Below are 12,418 nucleotides of genomic sequence, written 5' to 3'. Positions count from 1 at the left end.
GATGGCCTGTAGTGCAGGACGTCGCCGACCCACCAGGAGACCATGAGATGTTCCGGCTCGCAAAGCTGTCCCTCGCCAACCGGGCCCTGATCGCGCTGATCACGGTGTTCGCGTCGGTTTTCGGTGTGATCACGATGTCCTCGCTGAAGCAGGAGCTCATTCCGTCCATCGAGTTCCCGCAGATCACGGTCATCTCCTCGATGCCCGGCGCGTCGCCGGAAGTCGTGGACAAGCAGATCAGCGCTCCGCTGGAAACGGCGCTCAACGGCGTCGAGGGCCTGGAGTCGACGTCCTCGACCTCGCGGAACGGTGTCTCCCAGATCACCCTGGCGTTCACGTACGGCACCAACCTGGACCGCGCGCGGAACCAGATCGACCGCGCCATCTCCAACGCCAAGCAGGCCCTGCCCAAGGACGTCCAGCCGCAGGCGATCGCCGGGAGCATCAGCGACTTCCCGATCGTGTTCCTGGCCGTGTCCTCGGACAAGCCGCTCAGCGAACTGAACGCCGACCTCGCCCGGCTCAGTGTCCCCCGGCTGCAGAAGCTCGACGGCGTCAGGGGCGCCGACGTCACCGGCGGCGCCACCGAGCACATCCGGATCCTGCCGCGCCCCGGGGACCTGGCGGCGTCGGGCGCGAATCTCCAGTCCATCAGTGACGCGCTGAAGAACAACGGTGCGCTGGTTCCGGCCGGCACCGTCGAGGAACAGGGCAAGACCCTCTCGCTGCAGATCGGCAGCCCGGTGGATTCCCTCGACGCCATCAAGGCCCTCCCGCTGGGTTCGGCCCGCGATGCGGCGACGATTGGCAGCGTGGCCGACGTCAGCCTGGTCGAGGACGCCCGCACGTCCATCACACGCACGAACGGCAAGGAAACCCTTGCCCTGTCCGTGACCAAGAAGCCCGACGGCGACACGGTTGGGATCTCCCACGCGGTCAAGGACGCCATCCCGCAACTGGAGGCCGAGCTCGGCTCCAACGCCAAGTTCACCCCGGTCTTCGACCAGGCGCCGTTCATCGAGAAATCGATCAAGGATCTCACCACCGAGGGCCTGCTGGGCCTGGGCTTCGCCGTCGCCGTGATCCTGGTGTTCCTCATGTCCGTGCGCTCCACCCTTGTCACGGCCGTGTCCATCCCGCTGTCACTGCTGATCACGTTCATCGGCCTCTCGGCCACCGGCTACTCGCTGAATATCCTGACCCTGGGCGCGCTCACCATCGCGATCGGCCGCGTGGTGGACGACTCGATCGTGGTCATCGAAAATATCAAACGGCATCTGAGCTACGGCGAAACCAAGATCACGGCGATCCTGACCTCCATCCGCGAGGTGGCTGGAGCCATCACGGCCTCCACACTGACCACGGTGGCTGTCTTCCTGCCGATAGCCTTCGTCGGCGATCTGGCCGGCGAGCTGTTCCGGCCGTTCGCCCTGACGGTGACCATCGCCCTGATCTCCTCGCTGCTGGTCTCCCTGACCATCGTGCCGGTGCTGGCGTACTGGTTCCTGCGCACGCCCGCCGGCACCGGTTCCGCCGCCGGCTCTGGCGCTGATTCTGGCGTTGGTTCTGGTGCTGGCGCCGGTTCTGCCGCTGGCGTTGCTGCCAGGGCGCACGAGGCCGAGAAGCGCACGCTCCTGCAGCGCGGGTACCTGCCCGTCCTCGCCGGAACCCAGCGGCACCCGGTCCTCACGCTGATCGCCGCGGCCCTGGTGCTCGGCGGAACCGTGGCGATGTCCCCGCTGCTCGCCACCGACCTGCTGGGCCGCTCCGGTGAGAACAGCATGACGGTCAAGCAGGTCCTGCCGGCCGGCACCAGCCTCACCGAGGCCAGCGCCTCGGCCATCCGGGTTGAGGATGTCCTGCGGGGCATCGACGGGATCAAGGACGTCCAGTCCACTACCGGCAACGCCCAGACCGGCTTCTCGGCCCTGCTCTCCAGCGGCGCGTCGAACTCGACGTTCACGGTGGTGACGGACGAAAAGGCCAACCAGGGCAAGCTCCAGGACACCGTCCGCAGCCAGCTCGCCCAGCTCGGCGACGCCGGCAAGATCACCGTCGGATCCCAGCAGGGCGGCTTCGGCACGTCCTCGACCGTGGACATTACCCTCAAGGCGGCCACCACGGCTGATCTCCGGGCCGCCAGTGACGCCATGGTCAAGGCCATGGACGGGGTGCCCGGCAGCAGCGAGGTGGCCACCAACCTGGCCGCCAGCCAGCCGGTGGTCCAGGTCAAGGTGGACCGGGCCAAGGCCGTCGCTGCCGGCCTGAACGAAGAGCGCGTGGCAGGGGTCCTGGCCGCCACGATCAGCCCGATCCCGGCCGGCACAGTCCGCATCGACACCAACGACTTCCCGGTACGGATTGGCGACGGTACCCGCTTCACGAGCATCGACGCTGTCCGCGCGATCCCGCTCCCGACGGCGGCCGGCACCGTGCCGCTGGGCAGCATCGCTTCCGTGGAACAGGTGGACGTACCGGTCTCCATCACCGCCAGCAACGGGCAGCGCACCGCACGGATCTCCGTGACGCCGTCGGGCGCCAACCTCGGCGCGGTCAGCACTGAAGTGCAGAACCGCCTCAAGTCGGTCCAGCTGCCGCCGGGGGTCACCGCCACGATCGGCGGCGCCACGACGCAGCAGGCCGATTCGTTCCGGCAGCTGGGGCTCGCGCTGCTGGCCGCCGTCGCGATCGTCTACGTGATCATGGTGGCTGCGTTCAAATCCCTCATTCAGCCGCTGATCCTGCTGGTCTCCATCCCGTTCGCGGCGACCGGGGCCATCGCCCTGCTCGTGGTGACCGGGGTGCCGCTGGGACTGCCGTCACTGATCGGCATGCTGATGCTCGTTGGCATCGTGGTGACCAACGCGATTGTGCTGATTGACCTCATCAACCAGTACCGCCAGCCCCGCAACGGCGAGCCCGGGATGGCCGTGGCGGACGCGATCACGCACGGCGCCCGCCAGCGCCTCCGCCCGATCCTCATGACAGCCCTGGCCACGGTGTTCGCTCTGACGCCAATGGCACTGGGCCTGACCGGCGGCGGCGGTTTCATCTCCCAGCCCCTGGCGATCGTGGTCATCGGCGGCCTGATCTCCTCCACGGCCCTGACGCTGATCCTGGTGCCGGTACTGTACCGGCTCGTGGAAGGACGGCGTGAGCGCAAGGCGTTGCAGAAGTCCCTGCCCCGCGGTCGCCACTCCGCACCGGCAGCCGCGGCCGCGGACTTCCCGGACGATTTCCCCGAAGACGCCCCCCTGCCAACCGGATCTCACTAGGGACTCCGGGGCTGGGATCCTGCCCGGTCAGTGCGTGGTGGCCCGCGCTGACCGGTGTGCCCCGTGGGCCACCCTCGGAAGCCTCAGGAGCCCGCCCTGTGAGGCGAGTGGATCCCGGTGGCGTGGCCCGCTGATGGTCCCGGCACCGATGGTCCCGGCACGGCGCGGCTCCGGGTTGGTGGGGATCATCACCTCGCGCGCCGGGTTGCCCGTGTAAGTTGCATTTTCCGGGACGTCTTCGCCTTTCATGAGCAGGGCATCGGCCCCCAGGGCTGCACCGTCCTGCATCGTCACGCCGTAATTGATCCATGCATCCACGCCGACGGTGCACCGGTCGCCGAGACGGATGCGGTCCGACTTGAAGGCGCCGTCTTCCATGGAGTGGCCCTGAATGGTTGCCCCTTCATTCAAGGCGCCGTCATCACCGATCGTCACGAGTGTCTTCTCCGGCATGTTGGCGCCGGCATCGTAGAGCCGCTTGCCAACCTTGACGCCCAACATCCTCCAGATCAGGGGCTTGAAGGGCGTCCCGTTGAACCCGGGCATGGCCAGCAGCTTCCACAGCCGTTCGTGCCGCCAGAAGTAGCGGTCGTAGATCGAGCAGTACTGCGGCTTCAGATGGCGGAAACCCATGACCGAGCGCTCCACCAGCACCAGGATGAGCACCCGGAACACCAGCATGGCGAGCATCATGGCGGCGACGGACAACACACCGAGGACGCTGAAGGCGGACACGGCAACGGCGCCGCTGAGCGTGGCGATAAACAGCAGGACCCACCGGACGGCCAGGAACAGCACCATGCTCAGGATGTTGTGCCGGTTCTTTGCCGGGAGGGCCCTGTTCTTGGCCTCCTCCATCTTCTTTTCATCAAACTGGGCATCACGCTGGACAGACCGGGGAATCTCGAAGGGCGGCGAGCCGAGCAGGCCAACATCCGTCCGGACCGGACCGTCGATCGGGATCATCACCTTCGTGGCCAGCAGGCAGTTGTCCCCCACGCGGGATCCGATGGGGACGGTGATGGCGTTGCCGAGGAAGTTGTGGCCGGCGATGCGGACCTGCGAGAGGCGGAACGAGGTGCTGGTGAAGTCGGCGTTCATCATGTTGAGGCCGTCCGCGACCATGGTCCCTGTCCCCACTGAGCTCAGGTACGGCGACTCGTGGGCCAGGGTAGGGCCGAAGTTTGATCCGGTCTGCTGCACTTTGCCGAGTTTGTACCCCAGCGCGCGCAGGTAGTGCACGATGTAGGAACTGTCGCCAAAGACGTCTTTGTACAGCCTGACATTGGATGTGCGGGACACCATGCGTTGGATGGTGAAGTGCACGCCGTACAGCGGATAGACCTTGTCCGGCTTGAGGAAGCGGTTGAGCAGACGCGGGACGGTGAACACCACGATCAGGCCCGTGACCAGGCCGACGACGTACAGCACCAGCGTCACGCCGACCACGTCGAGGAAGAAGCTCGCGTTGCCCAGCTGCAGGTGCCCGCTGCCAAGATAGGACGGCAGGAGCGCCGCCAGCCCGAGGACGGCGGCTGGTACCACCAGGACGAGCCGGTTGAAGAGCTGGAGCAGGCTGAAAATGACTCGCCGGCGGGTGCTGCAGGTCATGGCCGGGACCCGCCGGTAGTCGGTGTTGGTGCGCGCCGCGGGCGATCCGTGCCAGGTTTGTCCATCAGGTACGGCCTGCCCCGTCTGCAGCGACGAGCTGTGTCCGAGCTGGGTGTCGTTTCCCATCGAAGTGCCGATGTCGAGGGTGGTTTTCTCCGACACCAGGACATTGTTGCCCAGCGTCACCGGTCCGGTCTCAATCACGCCCGATTGTGCCCGGTAGCAGAGGAACGAGGAGTTTTTCTGGATGACAGTGTTGTCGCCGACCGTAAACAGGTCCGGGCAGGCCGGCACCTTCCGGGAGAGGATCACCACCCCCTTGCCGATCTTTGCCCCAAGGAGCCGCAGGTACAGCACATAGAGAGGCGAGCCCACGAACAGCACCAGGGGATTAGCGCGGGTCAGGGTCTTCACTGCCCAGAACCGCAGGTAGCCCGGACTCCAGATTCGGATCTGCTCCGGCTTCCACCGCCCCACCAGGACCCACTTGACGAGGATCGGTGTCACGGACAGGACGAGGAATGTGGCGGCGCCGAAACCGATGGACCGCAACCACATGTCAAACAGGTTGGTTCCTCCGGACGTCCATTGGTAGCCGACAATCAGCAGGCCGGCCGCATACGTGGTGTACCCCAGAAATATCAGCAGCTGGACTACTCCGCACATGACGAACTGGAAAGTGCTCGGCGGCGGCACCGGTTTGGGGGCCGCCGGACCGTCCTCGGGCGTCGAATGGGCCAGTGCCGACTCGAGTTGCCTGGTCTGAAGAGCCTGGAGGTACGCGGCGAGCTGGCGGACCGTGGGGTTTTCGTAGATGTCCTGCATCGCCGCCGACGGCAGGTCCGTGTCCTTCCGGACGCGGGCGCAGAAGTGCGCCATCAGCAGGGAGTCGGCGCCCAGGTCGTTGAAAAAGTGCGCATCGACGGACACTTTCTCGAGCCCCAGCACTGTGCCGAGCTGCCCGGCCAGGGCTTCCTCAGCGTCGTTTGTCGGGGCGGTGTAGGACCCGGCGGCAGCCAGGCTGAGCCTGCGCGCCGGCCGGGGCAGCAGCTTCCGGTCCACCTTGCCGCTGGGCATCATGGGAATGGCGTCCAGCTCCTCGAAGTATGCCGGAACCATGTAGCCGGGCAACCTGGTGCGCAGCATCCGGTGGAGGTCCTGGGCATCAATGCTCTCGATGTCCTGGCGGAGGGTGTAATACGCGGCCAGTTCCACCACTCCCGGCTCGGGTTCGAAGGTCTGAACAACCCCCTGCGCGATTCCGGGCAGCTGCAGGAGGCAGGATTCGATTTCAGTCAGCTCGATCCGGTACCCGCGGATCTTGACCTGCGTGTCGATCCGGCCGAAGTACTCCAGTTCCCCGCGGTCATTGATCCTGCCCAGGTCTCCTGTGCGGTAGATCCGCCCGGAGGGATTGTTGTCGATCCCGAGGAAATCCGGGACAAAGGCCCGCTCCGTCAGGTCCTGCCGGTTCACGTAGCCCCGTGCCAGGCCCACTCCGGCAAGGCCTATTTCCCCGGATTCACCGTGGGGCAACGCACGGCACCCATCGGGGTCGAGGATGACCGCCGAATACGTGGGAAGCGGCACGCCCAGTGAGACGGGTCCGTCCGGATCCAGCAGGGCCCAGGTCGCGGTAACCGTCGCCTCGGTCGGCCCGTAGACGTTCAGGAAGCGCCGGTCCGGGCGGTGCCAGCGCGTGACCAGGTCCTTCGGGCATGCCTCGCCGGAGACCAGCAGGAACCTGAGGCCGGGCAGGTCCTCGTCGATGGTCGCCAGCAGCGTCGGAACACAGCAAAGGGCCGAAATCTTATGTTCGGTCAGGTACTCGGCGAGGTCGGCGCCAAGCAGGTTGGGCCCCTTTGGCTTGGGCACCAGGGTGGCTCCGGCCATCCACGAGACCCAGATTTCCTCGACCGAAAAATCGAACGCGATGGTCATGCCCTGGTACACGCGATCCGTTGCCTGGATGCCGTAGTGCGCGGCGGCGACCCGGACGAAGTTGCAGATGCTGGCATGTTCCACGGCGACGCCCTTGGGCCTGCCGGTAGAACCCGAGGTGTAGATGATGTAGGCCAGTTCGTCTTGGGTTCCGCCCATGTCCGTATGGTCCAGCCGCGAAGAGTCCTTGGCATCGACTTGGTCCCGCACACCATCAAGGCACACGGTGACGGCGGCCACCTCAGGCAGCAGATCCCGCAAATGCGACAGGGACAGGACCATGGTGGCATCGGCGTCTTCGACAATGTACTTGAGCCGGTCAGGAGGGAATCCCGGATCCAGGGGAACATAGGCGGCGCGGATCTTCAACACGGCGAGCATCGCCACGTAGGCCCGCCACGGCTGGTCAAACAGCAGTGCAATGCGGTCGCCGGGCCGGGCGCCGCACAGCAGCAGATGTCGCGCGAGCTGATTAGCCCGCTCGTCCAGCTGGGCATACGTCAAGACGATGGTGCCCGCATCGACGGCGACCTGCGTACCGAGCCCCTCGTCCCGCAAGAGGTCACAGCGATCCTCGAACAGCTGGTCCAGCCGTTCGCCCCGATGCCAGCGGGCCGTCTGATCCGGCGCGGCCGAAGTCAGGATTGTTCCCCCCGTCGAGCCGCCGTTCAGCGACATTTTGCCACGCAGCTCCGGCGGGAGGGTGGGGCCGCTGCCGGTCCTCGCGCTTTTGCCCATCGTTTCGCTCCTTCGCTTTACGTCACGTGCCATGGTTCTGCCACCCTGCGGGGCAGGGGTCATATCCCTGCCAGAGATCGCAGTCCGTTTGCCGGCCGGGGGTAAACAGCGGGCGCGAGGTTGTCGTAATGACCCGTTCCGGCGTGTTCCTCCGCCGGGGCCATGCCGAACGCCAGCCGGACGGCCCGCTCGGCATCGGCGAGCCGGTCGGCTTGTGTGATGGCCCCAACGGACGTCTCGGAGATGTCCACGAGATCGAGGTCCACATCGGCGTCGGACAGGGCCTTGAGGAATGTGCAGAAGATTTCCGGTGACGACCGCATGCCCAGGCCTGTGACGGACACCCTGCCCACCTGGCCGTCGTGCTGCAGGCCGCGGAATCCGATGGTTGCCTTTTCGGCATGCAGCACGGCCAGCGCGGAATTTGCCTGGGCAGCAGGAACGATCAGGGCAACGTTGGAGCGGCTTGAGCCCGGGCTGGCCGTGTTGTGGACAATCTTCTGGACGTGCGCCCCGGACCGCGACAGCACACTGAGGATGCGCGCCATGCTGCCCGGTTCGTCCGGAATTCCAACGACGGTGATTTTCGAGGCCGAGTTGACTCCGGCTACTCCGGTCACCTCGGGCTGCTCCCGCGCGGGCTGGTGCACTGGATGGCGGTCGAGGCCAGGCAGGATCAGCGTCCCAGGGTCCGGCACGAACGAGGACCTGACGTGGATCGGGATACCGAACCGGCGGGCGTATTCAACACACCTCAGATGCAGCACCTTGGACCCGGAGGCCGCGAACTCCAGCATTTCCTCGCTCGAGAGGACTTCGATCTTTCGGGCTGTCGGGACGACGCGGGGATCCGCGGTGTAGACGCCGTCGACGTCCGTGTAGATTTCGCAAATATCTGCCCCAAGTGCTGCTGCCAGCGCGACGGCGGTGAGATCGGAGCCGCCGCGACCGAGTGTGGTCACCTTGTTCCGTTTCTTCGTTCTGCCCTGGAATCCTGCAACGATGGGGACTTCGCCGTGGGCCAAGCTAGTGCGGACGCGGTCCGGCCTGACATCAGTGATGTGTGCCTTGCCATGGATGTTGTCGGTAATGAGGCCGGCCGCACTGCCGGTGAATGTGCGCGGCACCTGGCCAAGATCCGCGAGCGCGATCGCCAGCAGGGCCGAGGACACAAGTTCGCCGATGCTCAGGAGGGCATCGAGGTCACCAGGAAGCGGCCGGGCGGAAACCTCGGCGGCTAGGTCGCAGAGTTCGTCAGTGGTGTCCCCCATGGCGGACACTACCGCCACGACCCGGTATCCGTTGGCCCGCGTTTTGGCTATGCGTTCAGCTGCACGGAGGATGCCCGCGGCATCAGCCAGGGACGAACCACCAAATTTTTGTACGATGACGCTACCCGGGCGAATCGCCGGGTCGATTTCAACTAGATCACCCTCATAAACCGCTATTGCTTTGCGGGTACCCATTTCTCTCCCCGAAATCTGCTTCGATTTTTGCGAGCGGTACTCCCCCTATGAGCCCCCTACAGCTAATGCCTAAACAGTTGATCCCAAGACCACCGGCTCTCCGGTCACTGAGACCGCCGCGGCAGCGAGAATATCGAGCCCCTTCTGCAGATCCGCAGGACTGATAGTCAGCGCCGGCATCGCTTTGACGACCTCGCCTTCCGGTCCCGACGTTTCCACGAGCAGGCCACGGGCGAACGATTCGGCCGCGATCTTCTCCGCCGTCGCAGGGTTGGGGTAAAAGACTCCCGCGAGCAGTCCCCGTCCACGGACGGTGGCGCCTTCGACGGCTGCCGCGATCTGTCCGAGGCCTTCGTGCAGCTGCGCAATGAGTCCCGCGACGTTTGATTGGAAGCTGCCGTCCTGCCAGTAGTGTTCCAGGGCGGCTGCCCCCGTGACGAACGCCGGGTTGTGCCCACGGAATGTTCCGTTGTGCTCGCCAGGCTTCCAGATGTCCAACTCGGGTTTGAACAATGTCAGTGCCAAAGGCAGTCCAAAGCCAGAGATGGACTTGGACAGGCAGACGATATCCGGAGTAATGGCCGCCTCCTCAAAACTGAAGAAGGTTCCAGTCCGTCCGCATCCTGCTTGCACATCGTCAACGATCAGCAGGATCTCGTGCTGGCGGCACAGCTCCGCAAGGCCCCGCAACCAGGATGCCCGGGCGGCCCGGAGCCCGCCCTCGCCCTGGACGGTTTCCACGATCACCGCGGCGGGTTTGTCGAGTCCTGAGCCCCTGTCCTCCAGGGCTTGCCGGAGCCACAGAAAGTCCGGCACTTGACCGCCGAAAAATCCGTCGTAGGGCATGCTCGAGGTATTCGTTAGCGGAACGCCGGCTCCCTGCCGTTTCATTGAATTGCCGGTAACCGACAATGAGCCAAGGGTCATTCCGTGGAATGCATTCGTGAAGCTCAGGACATGCTGCCTGCCGGTGACTTTACGGGCGAGCTTCAGGGCCGCCTCTACGGAGTTCGTTCCCGTTGGGCCGGGGAACATGACTTTGTAGTCCAGGTTCCGGGGCTTGAGGATCAACTCCTGGAATGTTTCCAGGAACCGCCGCTTGGCAGGCGTCTTCATGTCGAGTGAATGAATGATTGAGCCGGAGAGAAGATAGTCCACCAGCGGCTGCAACAGCACCGGGTTGTTGTGTCCGTAGTTCAGTGCTCCGGCGCCGGAAAAGAAGTCCAGATATTCTCTGCCGTCCTCGCTGTACAGGCTACTGCCAGCCGCTCGCTCAAACACCGTGTCCCAACTGCGACAATAGGTGCGAACCTCAGACTCCAAGCTTTCAAAGATATCCATCTGTCAATGTCCCCCGCACTTCCGACTGGCGAAGTTTCCCAAGTGTAAACACCGCTCGGGCTTTCCTGATTACGGGCATGGAAAGGAGACAGCGCAACTTCCGTGGCGCGCTGGGTTTTTCTTTCGCGGGGCCCGTATTTGGTCACGTATCGACGTTGCCTATACGTGAACTGGGCAGATCAGCTGGGTCTGCCCGTACGCTTATCGGTTCTTATCTTATTCTCAGGAAACTTACGGCACCTCAGTAGCCGGTACCTGTTTTTTCCGCCCAAAAGGCGGTCAAACTACCCGATTCTCCGGAGAGCCTGTGGTAATCGCGATCCCGGGTACTTAGAAGAAGCCGACGGCACTCGACAATCCGTGGACGTGCTGCCGGCATACCGGCGCCGGTACTCGACGTCGGTACTCTATGTCATGGATTTTCAGTGCACGGAACAGGCTAGCGGGAGCCGGCGGGGAGGGGCGCACCGGCGGCCGTGGCCGGGTCGGAGAATGCCAGCCGCGGCACCAGTACCAGTGCGGCGGCCGCGGCCAGCCCGGTCACCCCGCAGATGGTCCATACCGTGAGGTACCCGGCGAGCGGCGCCGCGGTCTGCACGGAGTCCCCCGGTCCGGCCCCGGCGTCGGCGAGGACGTGGCTGAGCAGGGCGATGCCGAACACCGCGGAGGCAAAGGCCCCGCCGATGGTTTTGGTGGTGTTGGTCAGGCCAGTGGCCATGGCGGTGCGGTTGAGGGGCGCGGCCGCGGCGGCCGCCGAGGGCAGCGCCGCGACGAGTGCCCCGGAGCCGACGCCGGCGACCGCCATGTTCGCCAGCGCCTCGGCGAGGCTGCCATGGAACGGCAGGAACAGCAGATAGCCCAGCCCCACGAGTGCGGCGGCGCCCACGAGCGTCCAGCGTGGCGTGAGCCGGCGTGTGATCACCGGGTACAGGAGTGCGCCCACGAGCAGTGCCAGCACGTACACGCCGATGATGATGGAGACCTGCCCGGCGCGCAGCCCTAGGCCGTAGCCGTGTAGCGCGGGGTCGGTCCTGGCGAAGGTGGACAACGGAGCCTGTGCGCCCAGGACCGAGACGCCAAACAGCCCGGCGGTCAGCTGGACCGGCCACATGGACTTGCCCCGCAGCATCCGGATGTCCACGAGGGGATCTGCCGTGCGCAGCTCGAACCGCGCAAACGGGATGAACACCAGGATCCCTGCCGCCACCAGCGCCCACGGCCACCACGTGCCGGGTCCGTTGAGGCGCATAAACGTCAAGCCAGAGGTGATGAGCAGGAGCCCGAGCGCGAGCAGGGTGAACCCGCGGGTGTCCACGCGGCCACCGCTGCGCTCACGGGACTCCGGCACGCCGAACCGGATGGCGAACCAGCACGCGGATACGGCAACCGCCGGAACCAGGAGCACCAGCTGCAGCTGCCCGGCGAACACTTCCACGAGCGCGCCGGCCGCGAGTGCCCCGGCGATGACACCGGCCTCCAGTGCCCCGACCAGAACACCGGCCGCCCGCCGGGTCCGGGCGGCGCCGTCGGGTAGCTGATGGACGCGGCTGAAGATCAGCGCGATTTCCAGCGGCAGCCAGACCACGTAGAAGCCCTGGACCGCCCACGCGGCCAGGAACGTCCAAAAGTCCGGGGCGAGCGCGACGCCCCAGGAGGCCGCGGCGGTGACCAGGGTTGAGACCAGCAGGATCTTCCGGTGCCCGTACATGTCTCCCAGCTTGGCCAGCACCGGCACGGCCAGGGCACTGACCATGAGCTGGGCGGCTTCGAACCAGTTGACGTCGGCGTCGTGAATCCCCAGGTGCCGGGCGATGTCGGTGAGGATGGGCGTGTAGTAGCCCTGCAGGATTCCGCTCGTGAGCTCTACCAGACACAGAAAAGCTACGACACGTCGCAAGGGAGGCCTTCCGGGCGGGCAGGCACCTCATGGCCAGCCGATTGATTGCATCCTAGGCCCCTGCTCCGGCGCGGGTGGCAAACCCGGCCGGAAGTGCCGGGAATATTCGGCCGTGTCGGATGTTATAGCCATCGATACATGCAAATGCA

General features: G+C 65.5%; 5 protein-coding genes. 1 reads left to right on the top strand and 4 read right to left on the bottom strand.

The features are described from left to right. Nucleotides 1–47 precede the first annotated feature (47 nt). Nucleotides 48–3,275 carry an efflux RND transporter permease subunit gene (locus AC1DDO_RS11365; protein ID WP_476867723.1) on the top strand — a complete coding sequence of 1,076 codons (3,228 nt, stop codon included), beginning with the start codon at nt 48–50 and terminating at the stop codon, nt 3,273–3,275. Between the two features lie 27 nt (nt 3,276–3,302). Here AC1DDO_RS11365 and AC1DDO_RS11360 read toward each other — a convergent pair whose 3' ends face one another. The 4 genes from AC1DDO_RS11360 to AC1DDO_RS11345 form a co-directional block, all read right to left on the bottom strand. Next, on the bottom strand, nt 3,303–7,565 hold the full coding sequence (locus AC1DDO_RS11360) for a Pls/PosA family non-ribosomal peptide synthetase (RefSeq protein ID WP_476867724.1): 4,263 nt from the start codon (nt 7,563–7,565) through the stop codon (nt 3,303–3,305). Between the two features lie 59 nt (nt 7,566–7,624). Next, entirely contained in the window at nt 7,625–8,908 is a 1,284-nt protein-coding gene (locus tag AC1DDO_RS11355; RefSeq protein ID WP_476971850.1) for an aspartate kinase, read from the bottom strand. Between the two features lie 192 nt (nt 8,909–9,100). Next, a complete protein-coding gene (gene ectB / locus AC1DDO_RS11350) occupies nt 9,101–10,372 on the bottom strand; it encodes a diaminobutyrate--2-oxoglutarate transaminase (protein ID WP_476867725.1) in 1,272 nt (423 codons plus the stop codon). A 439-nt stretch (nt 10,373–10,811) separates the two neighbouring features. Then, nucleotides 10,812–12,269 carry an MFS transporter gene (locus AC1DDO_RS11345; RefSeq protein ID WP_476867726.1) on the bottom strand — a complete coding sequence of 486 codons (1,458 nt, stop codon included), beginning with the start codon at nt 12,267–12,269 and terminating at the stop codon, nt 10,812–10,814. Nucleotides 12,270–12,418 lie beyond the last annotated feature (149 nt).

It is taken from the genome of Arthrobacter sp. 10N43, assembly GCF_056394525.1.
The sequence above is the reverse complement of the archived record's forward strand: the minus strand, read 5'-3'. Positions and strand labels throughout refer to the sequence as shown.

Bases quoted from the DNA above. Each gene is read 5' to 3' on its own strand.
- AC1DDO_RS11365 (WP_476867723.1), top strand. From the start codon at position 48: ATGTTCCGGCTCGCAAAGCTGTCCCTCGCCAACCGGGCCCTGATCGCG.
- AC1DDO_RS11360 (WP_476867724.1), bottom strand. From the start codon at position 7,565: ATGGGCAAAAGCGCGAGGACCGGCAGCGGCCCCACCCTCCCGCCGGAG.
- ectB (WP_476867725.1), bottom strand. From the start codon at position 10,372: ATGGATATCTTTGAAAGCTTGGAGTCTGAGGTTCGCACCTATTGTCGC.